The organism is Acinetobacter sp. BIGb0196, from assembly GCF_011759595.1.
In the GTDB taxonomy this organism is placed as follows: domain Bacteria; phylum Pseudomonadota; class Gammaproteobacteria; order Pseudomonadales; family Moraxellaceae; genus Acinetobacter; species Acinetobacter guillouiae.
In genome coordinates, this window is the sequence record NZ_JAAOZA010000001.1 from 2,072,621 (window position 1) to 2,087,799 (window position 15,179).

General features: G+C 38.8%; 13 protein-coding genes. 6 read left to right on the forward strand and 7 right to left on the reverse strand.

Annotation, left to right across the window (positions count from 1 at the left end):
* The first annotated feature begins 15 nt into the window (after positions 1–15).
* Entirely contained in the window at positions 16–1,173 is a 1,158-nt protein-coding gene (gene hpxO / locus FHR28_RS09435; RefSeq protein WP_004720327.1) for an FAD-dependent urate hydroxylase HpxO, read from the forward strand.
* A gap of 177 nt (positions 1,174–1,350) precedes the next feature.
* Here hpxO and FHR28_RS09440 read toward each other — a convergent pair whose 3' ends face one another.
* Positions 1,351–2,283, reverse strand: coding sequence for a LysR family transcriptional regulator (locus FHR28_RS09440; RefSeq protein WP_004720328.1), 933 nt, complete (start codon positions 2,281–2,283; stop codon positions 1,351–1,353).
* A 295-nt stretch (positions 2,284–2,578) separates the two neighbouring features.
* On the opposite strand from FHR28_RS09440, the gene FHR28_RS09445 reads away from it, so the two are divergent.
* Positions 2,579–3,634, forward strand: a complete 1,056-nt coding sequence (locus tag FHR28_RS09445) for an aromatic ring-hydroxylating oxygenase subunit alpha (RefSeq protein ID WP_166782462.1) — start codon at positions 2,579–2,581, stop codon at positions 3,632–3,634.
* Between the two features lie 64 nt (positions 3,635–3,698).
* Here the strand turns inward: FHR28_RS09445 and FHR28_RS09450 are convergent, their stop codons facing one another.
* The 5 genes from FHR28_RS09450 to FHR28_RS09470 all read right to left on the reverse strand — a co-directional run bounded on the left by FHR28_RS09450 (position 3,699) and on the right by FHR28_RS09470 (position 8,603).
* Positions 3,699–5,180, reverse strand: coding sequence for an aldehyde dehydrogenase (locus FHR28_RS09450; protein ID WP_166782463.1), 1,482 nt, complete (start codon positions 5,178–5,180; stop codon positions 3,699–3,701).
* 156 nt (positions 5,181–5,336) lie between these two features.
* Positions 5,337–6,479 (reverse strand): acetylornithine deacetylase, encoded by a 1,143-nt coding sequence (argE, locus tag FHR28_RS09455; protein WP_166782464.1) that lies wholly within the window; start codon positions 6,477–6,479, stop codon positions 5,337–5,339.
* Entirely contained in the window at positions 6,472–7,458 is a 987-nt protein-coding gene (locus FHR28_RS09460; RefSeq protein ID WP_004821644.1) for a LysR family transcriptional regulator, read from the reverse strand. The genes argE and FHR28_RS09460 overlap by 8 nt, the downstream gene beginning before the upstream one ends.
* A 35-nt stretch (positions 7,459–7,493) precedes the next feature.
* Positions 7,494–8,165: a DUF1028 domain-containing protein gene (locus FHR28_RS09465; protein WP_151957783.1), complete on the reverse strand. Its 672-nt coding sequence runs from the start codon at positions 8,163–8,165 to the stop codon at positions 7,494–7,496.
* 24 nt (positions 8,166–8,189) lie between these two features.
* Positions 8,190–8,603 (reverse strand): RidA family protein, encoded by a 414-nt coding sequence (locus FHR28_RS09470; protein ID WP_004720340.1) that lies wholly within the window; start codon positions 8,601–8,603, stop codon positions 8,190–8,192.
* 368 nt (positions 8,604–8,971) lie between these two features.
* On the opposite strand from FHR28_RS09470, the gene FHR28_RS09475 reads away from it, so the two are divergent.
* Genes FHR28_RS09475 through FHR28_RS09485 form a run of 3 tightly spaced genes read left to right on the forward strand, consistent with a single transcriptional unit; the run spans position 8,972 to position 13,145 of the window.
* A complete protein-coding gene (locus FHR28_RS09475; protein ID WP_166782465.1) occupies positions 8,972–10,261 on the forward strand; it encodes a flavin-containing monooxygenase in 1,290 nt (429 codons plus the stop codon).
* Positions 10,262–10,312: 51 nt separating this feature from the next.
* Positions 10,313–11,716: an APC family permease gene (locus FHR28_RS09480; protein WP_151957784.1), complete on the forward strand. Its 1,404-nt coding sequence runs from the start codon at positions 10,313–10,315 to the stop codon at positions 11,714–11,716.
* A 28-nt stretch (positions 11,717–11,744) separates the two neighbouring features.
* On the forward strand, positions 11,745–13,145 hold the full coding sequence (locus FHR28_RS09485; protein WP_034613153.1) for an aminotransferase: 1,401 nt from the start codon (positions 11,745–11,747) through the stop codon (positions 13,143–13,145).
* 175 nt (positions 13,146–13,320) lie between these two features.
* Here the strand turns inward: FHR28_RS09485 and yddG are convergent, their stop codons facing one another.
* Positions 13,321–14,247, reverse strand: coding sequence for an aromatic amino acid DMT transporter YddG (gene yddG / locus FHR28_RS09490; RefSeq protein WP_166782466.1), 927 nt, complete (start codon positions 14,245–14,247; stop codon positions 13,321–13,323).
* Between the two features lie 276 nt (positions 14,248–14,523).
* Between yddG and FHR28_RS09495 the strand changes: the two genes are divergently transcribed.
* Positions 14,524–15,162, forward strand: coding sequence for a vWA domain-containing protein (locus tag FHR28_RS09495; RefSeq protein WP_034613146.1), 639 nt, complete (start codon positions 14,524–14,526; stop codon positions 15,160–15,162).
* The last annotated feature ends 17 nt before the right edge of the window (positions 15,163–15,179 follow it).

The following is a 15,179-nucleotide window of genomic DNA, read 5'->3' on the forward strand; positions in this document are numbered from 1 at the left end:
ACAGAGGAGAAATAGATGGAGATTACTATTATCGGTGCAGGTATGGGGGGATTAACCGCAGGTATTGCACTAAAAAAATTCGGACATTCGGTCACCATCTATGAACAAACTGAACAAATTCTAGCTGTAGGTGCTGCTATTTCTTTATGGTCAAATGGTGTTAAGTGTTTAAATTATTTAGGCTTAACGGATCAAGTTGCCAAACTTGGTGGTCAAATGGATCATTTAGCCTATATCGATGGCTTAACTGGTGAGCACATGACCCAGTTTAGTTTAATGCCTTTGATTGAAGAGGTTGGGCAACGGCCTTATCCAGTTTCCCGCGCAGATTTACAAAACATGTTGATGGATGAATTTGGCCGTGACGATATTCATCTTGGGAAAAAAATGGTTGCACTAGAACAAGTAGATCAACACATAAAAGTTCAGTTTGCAGATGGCAGTGAAGTCACCACAGCATTGTTAATTGGTGCTGATGGAACACATTCACTGACCCGCCAATATGTACTGGGTGAACAGGTTGAACGTCGTTATGCAGGTTATGTCAATTGGAATGGCTTAGTCGAAATTTCAGATAAGTTTGCCCAAGCCGATCAATGGACAACCTTTGTTGGAGAGGGAAAACGTGTTTCGCTTATGCCAGTGGCAGAGCAACGGTTTTACTTCTTTTTTGATGTGCCATTGCCTGTAGGTTTAGAAAACAGTAAAGCCCAATATAAAACACTTTTTAAACAATATTTTAAGGACTGGTGCCAGCCCGTTCAAAACTTAATTGAAGCGATTGATGAGCAAAAAACCAATCGAGTAGAAATTCATGATATTGAACCTTTTACCCAGTTTTATAAAGGGCGGGTGGTGATTATGGGGGATGCAGCTCACAGTACTACGCCTGATATTGGTCAAGGCGGTTGCCAAGCCATGGAAGATGCAATTTACTTAGCACGCGCTTTGCAAATCAATACATTAGGCTTAGAGGATGCCTTAAAACGTTATCAAAATAAACGTAATGAGCGCGCCAATGAGTTAGTATTACGTGCCCGCAAACGCTGTGATGTGACCCATATGAAAGATGAAGCTGTGACCGAAGCGTGGTATCAAGACTTACGTCAAGAACAAGGCCCACATATTATGCGTGGCATTATCAGTAATATTATCGGAAATCCATTAGATTAAATGTTGCTAGGTCGATGCTGAATTTAAATTACTGAATCTAAATTCAGCATTGGAAATCTAACGCTTTTGGTTCATCTATATGTTTAGGGAGTTATTGCTAGTCATCACTCAGCTACACGTGATTACTTTGTTGCTTAAGGGGCTGTTGTTCATGTATTACAACATAGCTCAAGCTGATTATTGATAAGGGATCAGCTTGAGCTTAAATGCTTCGATTTGTTCAATAAGATGCTTAATCATAATTTGCGATACGCGTGAAAGTTGTCGTTTTGGCGCAACACATAAAGCCAGTGTTAATGGATATAAACCCTTTTCTCGAATCGGCTTAAAAACAAGTTCGTCACGTTCTAAATATGGATATGCATCAATAAATGACAATAAACCAATACCTAAATTCTTTTGAATTAATGACATAATCATTCGAATGTCATTACAATCTAAGTGCTGTTGTGGGCTAAATTTATGGTGCTTATACAAGGTCTGCACATAATCATGAATAATTAACGGTGCACCAGGAATCAAGTGTTTATCGTTGACACTATCTGACAAATAAACTTTCTCATTTTTTGTTAAAGGGTGATCTTTAGGTAAAACAAAACCGATTGGGATTTCGACAAAAGATAAAACCTCTAATTGATGATGGCCTTTCGGGTTTAATAAAATTCCAAAGTCAATTTCAGCGTCCATGATCATATTTGACACAGTTTCACTGTCTTGGATATGAAAATTAAAATTGATCCAAGGGTAGTTGTCATACATATATTGAATTGAATCTAAAACGAAGCCATCACTAAGTGCAGAAATCAATCCGCAATCAATTGTTCCCCGAGAAAGCCCTTGGATTTCATCAAAACGATTACGGGTTAATTGAAATTCTTTTTGCCACTTAATCAAATCCGCATAGAGTAACTCTCCAGCAAGCGTCAGTTTTAAACCACTGGGTAAACGTTCAAACAGATCAATACCAAACTCTTCCTCAGCAAGTGCGATTTGACGATGTACCGCTGATACTGAAATATAGAGTTGATCTGCTGCTTTTCTTAAGCTGCCTGTCTTGGCAACCGCAATAAAATAATCAGAAAATCGCGAAAAAGTTGTATTCACAGGCATATGGGCTGTCCATTATTTATATTTCACGGACTTATTCCTAAGCAATGAAAATTAAGGAAATTTAAAACTCGCTAAAATCACAGATCACTAAGCGATTTTTATGCCAATGATGAGTTTTTCTAAAAATAATTTTCAGATAGGTGTTCTATTTTTTAGAACGAGATAAGTAAAACATTCTAATAGACAGAATTAGACAAAATTCGTAATTTAAAACTCAGCCATGATTTTAGCTGAGCAACATGCTGAAATCACAGCATAAGATCATGACATTAAATATATATTCTGTGAGTTTCGTATGAATGCAATTCCAGTTCTGAACTTATTTAGTCAACCACAATGTAGTGGTTTTGAGTCTAAAGACTGGGAAATACTTGCTCAGCATTGGTATCCTGTTGCTCGTGTGCAAGATGTCACAACAGCCCCACAACAAGTACAACTCCTCGATGTGAAAATGGCACTTTATCAAACTGCAAGCGGTACGATTCAGTTGGTGCGTGATATTTGTCCGCACCGTGGTGTACCACTCAGCAAAGGTTGGGTGCAAGGTGAAGAGATCGTTTGTCCCTACCATGGCTTGCATTACAACACAGCAGGTCAATGTACAAAAATTCCAGCGCAGCCAGACCTGACAAATATTTCAGAGCGCTTTAGTCTCACCAAATTTCCTGTAGTTCTAAAATATGGTTTGGTTTGGACAAGTTTATTTAGTCGTGATGCAAGCCATGCAAACTTTCCAATACTGGACACTTGGGATGATCCTGAGCATCAGCCCATACTGCCGCCATTTGTTGACATTGCGGGTTCAAGCGGGCGGCAATTGGAAGGCTTTATTGATGTCGCACATTTTGCTTGGGTACATCAGCAGTCTTTTGCAGATGCTGAAAATCCTGTCGTACCCAAATACACCACCGAGCGTACAGACTATGGTTTACATACTGAATATGTCAGTAATGTGAGCAACTACCCGCATGGCTTACAGCATCTGGCACCAGAGGGTTTTTTATGGAAACGAATTTTTGATGTTTACCCACCATTTTCAGCGGTGTTAAAGGTTGAATTTCCACGCGAGGGTATATTGAAAATTTTAAATGCCTGTTGTCCTGTATCACATAACAAAACTCGATTATTTGTACCACTGACCCGTAATTTTGATACAACAGGCGATTTGCAGGCAGTTTACGATTTTAATGCACAAATTTTTGCAGAGGATCAGAACATGGTAGAGAGTCAAAAACCAGAAGAGCTTCCATTAGATATTACAATGGAAGCACATTTTGAAGCAGATCGTTCATCTACAACTTACCGTCGAATATTGGCAGAATGGGGGTTAAGCAAACGCTATATTGTGTAAATTTTCTTTATAGCATCAGAAGCATTCAATCTTTGTTTTTGACTGATTGAGTGCGCCTTCGGATTTACAATTGAATCCATGTGGTTTTTAACTGTGTAAATTTATCAATCGCATGTAAAGATAAATCACGCCCATAACCAGACTGTTTATATCCTCCAAATGGAGTACTCACATCTAAAGCATCTACTGTATTGATAGAGACTGTGCCGACTAAAAGCTGTTTAGACAGAAGAATTGCTTTCTGAATATCTTTGGTCCAAATTGAGGCAGCTAATCCATAAATGGAGTGATTTGCAAGTTCAATCGCTTCTTCTTGGGTTTCAAAAGTTGTGATTGAAACTACAGGACCAAAAACTTCGTCATGGAAGATTTTAAAATCAGGATTGACACCGATTAGAATGGTTGGTGCTACATAGGTTGCTGGATCTAAAGCAGCATCTAAATTTAACGGAATAATATGAGACTGCGCACCTTGAGCCTTGGCTTGATCAATAGCAGCTCTGACATTATCCGCATGTTGACGATCAATTAAACAGCCCATCGTGGTATTGGGATCTAGAGGATCTCCAATCTTAAGTGTTTTGGCTTTGGCGATAAATTTCTCTATAAATTGTTGTGAAATGCTTTTTTCTAATAAAATCCGTGAATTTGCCGAACACACTTCACCTTGATTATAAAAAGCACCAAAACCCGCTTTATCGACCGCTTTATCTAAATCAGCATCAGCAAAAATAATATTGGCACTTTTCCCACCTGTTTCTGGCCAAACAGGTTTCATATTTGATTCAGCAGAATAAGCCAAAAACTTTTTTGCAGTTTCGGTCGATCCAGTAAAGACTAAACAATCGACATCTGGATGGCGTCCAAGTGCTTGACCAGTGATATGTCCTAAGCCAGTAACCACTTGCAATACACCATCTGGAATCCCAGCTTGTTTTGCGAATTCAGCAAGTTTTAATGCAGTAAAGGGCGATTGCTCTGCAGGTTTTAATACAACACAATTTCCTGTCGCTAAGGCAGGTGCAAGTTTCCAACTTGCCAAATCAAGCGGAAAGTTCCACGGAACCACAGCAGCGACAACGCCTATGGGTTCACGACTGACCATCGCCAGTTGGTCTACACTTGTAGGGGCAATTTCATCATAAATTTTATCAATACTTTCTGCATACCATTCAAAACAAGATGCTGCACCGGGAATATCAACATGCAGTGAATCCTGAATCGGTTTACCCACATTGAGGGTTTCAAGTAAGGCAAGCTCTTCAGCATTTTCACGAATAAGTTCAGCGAGCTTTTTAAGTATTTGCTTACGTTCACGCGGCGCTAACCGAGACCAGACACCGCTGTTAAAGGTCTTTCTCGCATGTTGAACTGCTTGTTCAACATCATTGGCATCACATGCTGACATATCGACTAAAAACTCAGCTGTGGCTGGATTTGATACTTTATAGGTCTGCGTGGTGTTGACAAATTGTCCGGCGATAAAGGCACAACTTGGCAGTGTTATCTGCGCGCGTTGTTCTAGCCAATCCTGTTTTAGTTTCATTCATCTTCCTTAAAATTTTAGCGATAGAGTAGGTTTAACCGTATTATTTTTCGCCAATTTTGTGAATTTGTTTTATACAAGCCTTGGGTTTAGAAAAAACAAATTAAAAGCGTTACTTATTTTTTTAAACTAACTTTTAAAATCAACAGTCACGTCTTAACGCTTAATATGATTGAGCAAACGTTCAAAAAATGCATCACATTGTTGCATCTGCGAGATTTCAATATATTCATCAGGTTTATGCGCAACTTGAATAGAACCTGGACCACAAACGAGTACCGCAGAATTTAACTGTTGATGAAATAATCCACCTTCTGTACCAAATGAAATCTTCTGTAATGCAGTTGCTGGATTAAGGAGGTTTTGTAAAAATTTGACCGCTTGAATAGTGGTTGAGGTATTTAGTCCAGGGTATTGGTTGATTTCTTGAAAACTGACAAATTTTGCATAAGGGCTTTGCTCGATATATTCAAAAATTTTCGCTTGAACTGACTCCGTATTCTGTTCTGCAACATTACGAATCTCATAATCTAGAACACATTCATTGGGAACGATATTTAAAGCTTTACCACCCTGTATTTTCCCGACATGTACAGTGGTATAAGGCACATCGTAGCCCATATCGACAATCGGACCTTCCGCAATCTGTTTTTGTGTTGTGGTAATGGCCTCAACAACATTTTGAGCACAATAAATCGCATTGACATATAACGGGGCTAAAGCGGAGTGACCCTCTTGTCCACGACAAATTGCTTTAAATACTGCTTTGCCTTTATGGCCTGTGGCAATATTCATACTGGTGGGTTCACCAATCACACAAAGCTCTGGTTGAATAATTAATTCAGAGAGTAGGCCAAGGATTCCGCGTACACCAATACAGCCAATTTCTTCATCATAGGAAAGGCAAAGGTGTAGAGGCTTAGCCAATTCAGGCATTTGTGCTGCCTTTAACATGGCATGTATCGCGCAGGCGATAAAACCTTTCATATCAGCAGTACCACGACCAAAAATTTTATCGTCTTTGATTAGGGCTTGGAAAGGTTCGCTACTCCACGCTTGTCCTTCAACTGGAACCACATCGGTATGTCCAGACAGCAATATTCCAGCTTGGTCTTTAGGACCAATACTTGCCAATAAGTTGGCTTTGGTCTGCTCTGGATTAAAATTTAAAGTGATACTGATTCCCGCAGGTTCAAGTAAGTTTTTGACGAACATGATCAGTTCTAAATTACTTTTGTAGGACGTTGTATCAAATGCAACAAGTTTTTTAAGTAGTTGAATACTCGACAGATTAGACATCTGAGGAATCCTTTTGTGTTTGGGCTTTTATATAGGGATCGTAGAAATGCGGCGAACTCATACCCGAAATAAAATGATCGGAGATAAAGCTTTTACAACGACTAATGAACGCTTCTACAACAATATTTTTGGGTACATTTTTCGGTGTCGCAATGCCGATATACATCGGGCGATGTTCATGCGCAATACGAATACGGACCAGACGTTTACCATCAAGGCTATAGGTGTTTTTCGGGCGAACATTCAAAATCGTGTAGCCAATATTATTGGCAACCATTGAACGAACGACATCGATATTTTTTGAAGAACGCACAACATTGGGCGTAAGATTTTGAGCTCTAAATAATGATAAGAAATATTCATTGCTAAAGGGCATGTCTAAAAGAATCATCGGGTACTGTGAAAGTTCTTCTAAGCTTACAACAGGCAATATTGCTAAAGGGTGCTCCTCACTGACCAATACATGAGGCGGCAATTTCGTTAAAGCTTCAAAATGAATAATATTTTCATCAATATTGAGATCGTAAGTTAAAGCTAGATCAATATCATTACGTATAAGCGCATTTAGAAGTGCTTGTTGATCATCTTCGTAAAGGTCTAAAGAAACTTGCTTATATAAGTTGGAAAATCCATTGATGATATCGGCATAGATCATCGGGGTAAAAGCAGGGAAGCAGCCTACTTTTAACGGCCCACGTATGGAACCAGAAAATTCTGCCGCAAGGGAATATAAACTTGAAGCTTGGTTTAAGATCTTCTTACATTCCAACATCACACTTTTACCAACAGTGTTGAGGATTAAGCCTTTCGCATGTTGGCGAATAAATAATTGGGTTTGTAATTCTGATTCAATATGTGCGATTGCGGCAGAAATAGACGGAGAGGATACATGTATCTTCTCCGAAGCAATAATGATACTGCCACATTCAGCTGTTGCAACAAAGTATTCCATTTGTCTTAAAGAAATTCGATTTAACACTTTGGATACACCTCCATTGTATACCCTCGAAAAATTTATTCATTTCCTGGAACACCATAGCTGCGAGCATTGATTGGGTTTAAAGCTCTTAAAACATAATCATCAATTTGCGGTTCATATATCTGCCATAGTGCGATAAGGTCGGAAATGGGGTGATCTGACCAGTCCACGCGTAAGTCAACAATCGGCCATTCCAATTTGTCAACAACCAAAAGACCAGCAGAATGTACTGCTCCTGCTTCTCCACCAGCCTGTTTTCCTGCGTCTAATGCATAAAGTAAACGCTCAGCTAATGTGCCTTTACTTTGTTCGAAGTGTTTGAGCATAACATGAGTAACATTCTCATTTGCAAGTAAATTACCCGCACATACGGCATGTTTCCCTATATGTTGTGTATAAATTCCTAAGCTATTTTCTCCACTAAAGGCAAAAGGCTCATTCACCGCGTCAAGTAAAGTTAATTGGCGGTATTCAATAAAATCGGTATTTTTAGTTAATTCTGTAATCGCATTTTTAGGCGATATATTATATTTGGTCATTTCAAGTAAAATGCTGGCCAATTGAGGATCGGTTATATTCTGGCTTGCTGCAACACCAATCCCAGCTTTGGCACGTATACATCTTGATGCAACGGCTGGAGAGGATGAACTAATCGCTGCACCGAATTGTCCTGTTTCACTGCATCTCGCAATAATTGAAAATGTCATATTTCCCTCACATCTTGATGGTTTTTAGTCTGGAATAACGGCAATTGCATCAACTTCGACAAGCCATTCTGGACGTGCCAAAGCGGAAACAACAATACCCGTTGAGACCGGGTAAACCCCTTTAAGCCATTTACCGACAACACCATAGACATCTTCACGGAAGCGTGGATCAACGATATATATGGTAATTTTACATATATCTGCCAATTCTCCCCCAGCTTCTTTGAGTAGCATGTCAATGTTATACATCGCCTGTTCGGTCTGACCCTTGACATCACCTATCGCAACACTTTGCGATGTATCCAGATTTTGTCCAATTTGACCACGAAGAAAAACGGTTCGCCCACGTGCAACCACAGCTTGGCATAGATCATTGTCTAAATTCTGCTCTGGATAAGTTTTCTTGGTATTAAATGTTCGAATGCGGGTATGTTTCACAGCTCAATCCTCAGTTAATTATGATGTTCCTCTAGTATGCTTACTTCGTGGGCGCTCACAATTTGTGTTTTCCTTTCTAGTAATTTACTTTTTCCGTAGTAATAAAAAAACTTAAAAAAGAATGATAGCGTGGCATATATTTTTTATTTATTTCATGTGCTTAGTGTATAGCTTCAGATTTTTTGATGCACTTGTTTTGGATATTCTATTTTCGCTTTGCTGCTCGGCTCCCTATATTTTTCTTAAATCGTGTTTTGCGCAGCTTTGATATTTCATTTTTGAAAAAGAAATCTGCAGCAAACATATACAGCCAAACAAGTGTGAATAATTGTTGTAAGGACGTTACTCGATCTGATAAGGAAAAAAAGATGAGTCTAGATAAATTAGAAATAGATACCGTTGTGGTTGGTGCTGGCCAAGCAGGAGTTGCGATGAGTGAGCACCTGACAGAACTCAAAATTCCACATGTAGTATTAGAAAAAAACCGTATTGCAGAAGCTTGGCGTACACACCGTTGGGATTCTTTGGTAGCGAATGGACCTTGTTGGCACGATCGCTTTCCCAATATGGAATTTGATCTTGATCCAGATAGTTTTGTACATCATGACCAAGTTGCTGAATACTTTGAAAAATATGCCAAGCGCTTTAATGCACCGATTTATAGCAATGTTGAAGTTAAAAAGGTCCAAGCAAATGCGCAAGCTGCGGGTTTTGTTGTTGAAACCTCTAAAGGCACTTTAATAGCACAACGTGTCGTTGTAGCAACAGGGCCTTTTCAAAAAGCCATTATTCCTTCGATTGCGCCTCAGCAAACGGGTTTATACCAAATCCATTCAGACCAATATAAAAATCCACAACAAATCCCTGAGGGTGCTGTTTTAGTAGTGGGTGCTGGTTCTTCTGGAATTCAAATCGCAGATGAGTTAAATCGTGCTGGTAAAAAAGTCTATTTGTCTGTGGGAGCGCATGAACGTCCACCACGTGTTTATCGTCAACGCGATAATGTTTGGTGGCTCGGGGTGTTGGGTGGATGGGATAGTGTTAAAACCGATACAGGACCGTTGAAAGGTTTGGCTGTGAGCGGTGCACATGGTGGGCATTCCATTGATTTTAGACGTCTCGCACAACAAGGCATCACTTTACTGGGCATGACGATGCAATTTGAAGCTGAGCGGGTTCGTTTTCAAAATGATTTGCAACAGTCATTGGCCGACGGTGATAAAGCGTATTTTGAGTTTTTAGATGCTGCGGATGCCTATGTTCAGCGTACAGGTATAGATTTACCTGAGGAGCCAGAAGCTCGGATTATTTTAGATGATGCTGAATGCATTCGACAGCCTATTTTAGAGCTTAATTTAGCCCAAGCAGGGATCACTTCAATTATTTGGGCCTCTGGCTTTGGTTTTGATCATAGTTGGTTAGAAGTCAATGCTTTTGATGCAAATGGGCGGCCCAACCATAAGCTTGGTGTCTCAACAGAACCCGGTATTTATTTTATTGGTCTACCTTATTTATCTGGGCGTGGTTCAAGCTTTATTTGGGGCGTTTGGCATGATGCAAAACGCGTGGCAGGCCACATTGATATTCAACGTCAGTATTTAAAGTATCAAGATAAAACTCAAAGAAATTTAATCAATAAAGAAGAAAAAACTGCATGAAATAAGTTTTAAATTTCAAGGTTTAATGCCCACTCTAGGAGGGAGGAGCACATGACAGGAAAAAACAATAAGCAAGGAAGTCGTTTAATCGATCAGGCAAAACAGGTGAATGCAAAAAAGTTAACTTTGTTTAACTTGATCGCCATTGCAGTAGGTTTAGTGCTATCACAAGGTGTGATGGTGATTATTTTGCAAGGATTTGGCTTAAGCGGAATAAGTTTCTTTATTCCGCTGATTATCGGATTCTTTTTAGCGCTGAGCTATGCATCCTCTTTTGCAGAGTTGGCATTATTAATCCCTAAAAGTGGCAGTATCAGTGATTATAGTCTAGTCGCAACAGGGCATTTACCCGCGATGCTTTCGGTATTTTGTGGTTATATTTTGGTGGCAATGTTTGCTGTTTCAGCAGAACTGATTTTAATCGATGATGTGATCAAAAAAATATTTAAGCTGGATGTTCCCTATTTTGGTATAGGTTTTCTGATTTTATTTATTTCAGTCGGTTTAAATCTGCTGAAAATTGATATCTTCTCCAAAGTTCAAAATACCGTGGCTTTTGTCATGGTGGTGTTATTACTTTTACTCGGTATATTTGCGATCAGCGGTTGGGTTTATCCGCATACTCAAGTAGTTGATTATACAATTACTTTTGATACAAATACTGTGGCTCTGGTTGCGTTGGCTTTTTGGGGATTTGTTGGCGTCGAGTTTGTTGTTCCGATGATCGAAGAATCCAGAAATCCCAGTAAAAATATTCCAAGATCGATGTATATCGGTTTAACCACGATTTTTATCACCATTTCTTTATATGGCGTGGGTGCACTGTATTTCTTACCCCAAGAGCACTTGGTTAATTCTTTGACCCCACATATTGAATATGCAACGGCGGTATTTGGCCCCACAGGCTTACTCTTTATTGCGATTGGTGCTCTATTTGCCACCTTAAGTACCTTAAATGCGACTTTAGCTGCCTTACCGCGTATGTTGCAGGGCATGGCGAGTAATAAGCAAGTGTTATCAATTTTTGCCCGAGTCAATCAGAAGAATAATGTGCCTTGGGTGGGCGTTGTATTTGTTGCTGTCATCATCATGATACCAATGCTGTTCTCACAGAGTGAAACCGAAGTGATAAAGGTTCTGTTAACAGCAGCCTGTATCTCTTGGTTGATCGCTTATGTGATTGCACATATCAACGTGATTGTGTTGCGTAAACGCTACCCACAGATGACAAGACCTTATAAAGCACCATTTTATCCATTCTTACAAATCATTGGCATTATCGGGATGGTACTTACGATTTTCTATGCTGTGCCTACCCCAGATTTGAGAGTCAAAATATTTACCTGGGTCGGAGTTGTGATTGGTTTTACCACAATCATCAGTATTCTTTGGATCAAATTGGTGATGAAAAGACACCTCTTTCAACCAGAATCCATCGAAAGTTTGACCAAATAAAAGTAGAATTTTAACAAGGAGTTATCTTATGAAGCAGTTATCAACAACAGAAATTACAGAAGTTTGGAAAAAAGATAAAGATCACCATATTCATCCATGGACTGACTTTGCAACCTTTAAAGATGAAGGCGCCATGATTCTTGCACACGGTGAAGGGTGTTATGTTTTTGATGCTGAAGGCAATAAATATTTGGATGGTATTGGTGGTTTATGGTGCGTCAATGTCGGTTATGGGCGGCAAGAAATTGCTGATGCTATTTCAGAACAAATTATGCAAATTCCTTATTATTCTGCATTTGGTCACCATACTTCGATCCCCGCTGCAAAATTATCTGCAAAACTGGCTGAATTAGCGCCTGGAAATTTGAATCATGTACTGTTTGGTTGCGGAGGTTCAGTTGCCAATGATACTGCGGTACGACTCATTCACTTTTATTTCAATCAACTTGGTCAACCAAGCAAGAAAAAATTAATCTCGCGCAAAGATGGTTATCATGGCAGTACCTATATCAGTATGTCATTAACAGGGGTTGAGTTTGATCATATCGGTTTTGATATTGATCGTGAATTGGTCCACCAGATTTCATGCCCAAATCCATACCGTAGAGCGGAAGGTCAAAGCTTAGAAGCGTTCTGCAATGAAAAGGTACAAGAGTTAGAAAATAAAATTTTGGAATTGGGTCCAGAAAATGTCGCTGCGTTTTTTGCAGAACCGATCATGGGTGCTGGCGGTGTTATCGTACCTCCGCCGGGATATCATAAAAAAGCCCTTGAAGTATGTCATAAATATGGGGTTTTATATGTGTCTGATGAAGTTGTGACTGCGTTTGGGCGCTTAGGGCACTTTTTTGCTTCAGAATCAGAGTTTGATATCGTTCCAGATATTATTACTTGTGCCAAAGGCTTATCTTCAGGTTACTTACCATTAGGTGCAACGATTATATCTGATGATATCGCAAAAGTGATTGGTAAGCCTCAGGCGGATGGTGCGTTATTTACCCATGGATTTACCTATTCAGGTCATCCTGTTTCTTGTGCAGCGGCACTAAAAAATATTGAAATTATCGAGCGTGAAAATTTACTGCAACATGTCAATGATGTAGGTCAATATTTTGAAGATCAATTACACACATTGGTTGACTTAGACATTGTCGGGGAGGTTCGTGGTAAGAAATTTATGATGTGTATTGAAAACTTAGCCAATAAGAAAACCAAGGAACTTTTCCCGAGTTCAGTCAATGTAGGTTCTCGAATTGCAGATTATTGCCAGAAAGATGGGTTAATCATTCGTCCAGTTGGTCATATGAATATTATGTCGCCGCCCTTAATTTTAAATAAACAACATGTAGACTTTATCGTGACAACATTACGTAAAGCGATTCTGAGTACGACAGCGGATCTTAAACGTGAAGGTTATTTGTCTGGTTAAACTTGCAGATAAATCTAAGCAAACAATTTAAGCGATTCATGGCCCCCCTAAATTGAATCTAAAGTAGTGGGGCCATTTACTAAGTTGATCATTCAATATGGATTAAATGCAACTTAAGCTGTTGAATGATTGCTTGGATGGTATTTATTTAAAATGCTTGCTGATCAGCAAGCGTTTAATTTAAAGCACTGAATAGTTTTTCTTTTAATTGTTGCCAATTTGTCGAAATCCAACACACCAAAGAGCCTGAAGTCACCAAGATCACGCCATACCAAAACTCTGTTGGTAGATTGGTTTGTAAGATAAACATTGAAATCAAAGTTGAGATGACTGGACTAAAATAAGATAAAGTCACCAAAATCGTAATATTGCCTTTGATAATGCCAATATTCCAAGCAGCATAGCCCAAGGCCATCACCACTGAAACAATGCCTAATAATCCTATTGTTGTAAGTTCAACTTCTGGAATTGCATTTAAACTCAATCCATTTGACCACAGGTATTTAGTCCACAGTACTATACTGATCGCCACAAAGAAAAAAGAAATTGGATTATGCCCATCACTATATTTTTTGGTAATGACACAATATAAGGACCACAGCGTTGCCCCAACAAATGCCAAAATATAACTGATTGGATTTTCGAGAATATTGGATAAAATATTAGACCATGTTAAAGCACCTTGTCCGGTTTGAATCAAAATAATTCCACTTAAGCTGATGGCTAAACCGACAATAACAAAGACATTAAATTTAATTTCTTTAAAGAGGATCAGCATCGCAACAGTTAAGCCCGGCCAGAGGTAATTGACCAGGCTAACTTCTATGGCTTGTTGGGCGGTTTGTGCTAGTGCAATGGCATAAGAAAAACATAATTCATAAATAACAAACAATAAGGTAGAAAATATCAGATATTTTTTTGAAATTAATTTTAAATTTGGGATTTTAAAAAATATTAATAAAATACACGTGCTCAGTGTATACATCAGCAGCACAGCCAACTCAGCGCCCAAACTAAAACTAATTTTTTTCAATAAGCCGACAATGGAAGACCATTGTAAAATGGCACTTAAACCAATCAGGGTTGCGAGATTTTTTGACATATTGAGCTTTAAAATCTGAGGATTCAGATTAAGGTAAGTAATGAAACAATTATAGCTTAGAATTCTGCGATTATTTTTAAAATATCACCCAGCATAAAACAAATAATATGTCAGGATGAGCTCAATTAAAAAACGGAGGATTTAAGCAAAATTTAATATTTGAGGAAAAAATTAAGTATTAAAAATGATAAAAAAGCTTTGTTTTTAGTTCAATTTTTTATATAAACATATGCATAAAGATTAAAAATTAACGAGACATTCAACAGAGATAAACAAATGAGAAGATTACCCGTATATTTATTATTAGATACCTCAGGTTCGATGCATGGTGAACCGATTGAAGCCGTTAAAAATGGTGTTGAAATACTGGTTTCTTCACTCAGACAAGATCCTTATGCGCTTGAAACAGCCTATTTATCTATTATTACTTTTGATACTCAAGCCAAACAACTGATTCCCTTAACTGAAATTGCGATGTTTCAACCCCCTCAATTACAGGCAACGGGGACTACACAGTTGGGCGAAGCACTTGGATTACTGGCAGATAAAATTGATCAGGAAGTGCAAAAAACCACACCAGACACCCGTGGTGACTGGAAACCCTTAGTTTTTATTATGACAGATGGTGCACCAACAGATGATTGGACCAAAGGTTTTGCAAAACTAAAACAAGCCAAGACGGGGATGATTATTGCTTGTGCAGCGGGACATAATGCAGATAGCAGTATTCTCAAACAAATTACAGAGGTTGTGGTAGAACTTGCAACCGCAGATTCAAATACCATTAAAGCCTTCTTTAAATGGGTTTCTGCAAGTATTTCTACTGGTAGCCAAAAAGTAGATGCAGGTCAAAAAGAAGTCACAGGCTTAAATGATCTTCCACCACCACCACCTGAAGTAAATGTGGTTCTATAAAAATAAAGGAAACTAGC

Excerpts from the sequence above, each read along its gene's own strand:
- hpxO (WP_004720327.1), top strand. The coding sequence starts at position 16 with ATGGAGATTACTATTATCGGTGCAGGTATGGGGGGATTAACCGCAGGT.
- FHR28_RS09440 (WP_004720328.1), bottom strand. The coding sequence starts at position 2,283 with ATGCCTGTGAATACAACTTTTTCGCGATTTTCTGATTATTTTATTGCG.
- FHR28_RS09445 (WP_166782462.1), top strand. The coding sequence starts at position 2,579 with ATGAATGCAATTCCAGTTCTGAACTTATTTAGTCAACCACAATGTAGT.
- FHR28_RS09450 (WP_166782463.1), bottom strand. The coding sequence starts at position 5,180 with ATGAAACTAAAACAGGATTGGCTAGAACAACGCGCGCAGATAACACTG.
- argE (WP_166782464.1), bottom strand. The coding sequence starts at position 6,479 with ATGTCTAATCTGTCGAGTATTCAACTACTTAAAAAACTTGTTGCATTT.
- FHR28_RS09465 (WP_151957783.1), bottom strand. The coding sequence starts at position 8,165 with ATGACATTTTCAATTATTGCGAGATGCAGTGAAACAGGACAATTCGGT.
- FHR28_RS09475 (WP_166782465.1), top strand. The coding sequence starts at position 8,972 with ATGAGTCTAGATAAATTAGAAATAGATACCGTTGTGGTTGGTGCTGGC.
- FHR28_RS09480 (WP_151957784.1), top strand. The coding sequence starts at position 10,313 with ATGACAGGAAAAAACAATAAGCAAGGAAGTCGTTTAATCGATCAGGCA.
- FHR28_RS09485 (WP_034613153.1), top strand. The coding sequence starts at position 11,745 with ATGAAGCAGTTATCAACAACAGAAATTACAGAAGTTTGGAAAAAAGAT.
- yddG (WP_166782466.1), bottom strand. The coding sequence starts at position 14,247 with ATGTCAAAAAATCTCGCAACCCTGATTGGTTTAAGTGCCATTTTACAA.
- FHR28_RS09495 (WP_034613146.1), top strand. The coding sequence starts at position 14,524 with ATGAGAAGATTACCCGTATATTTATTATTAGATACCTCAGGTTCGATG.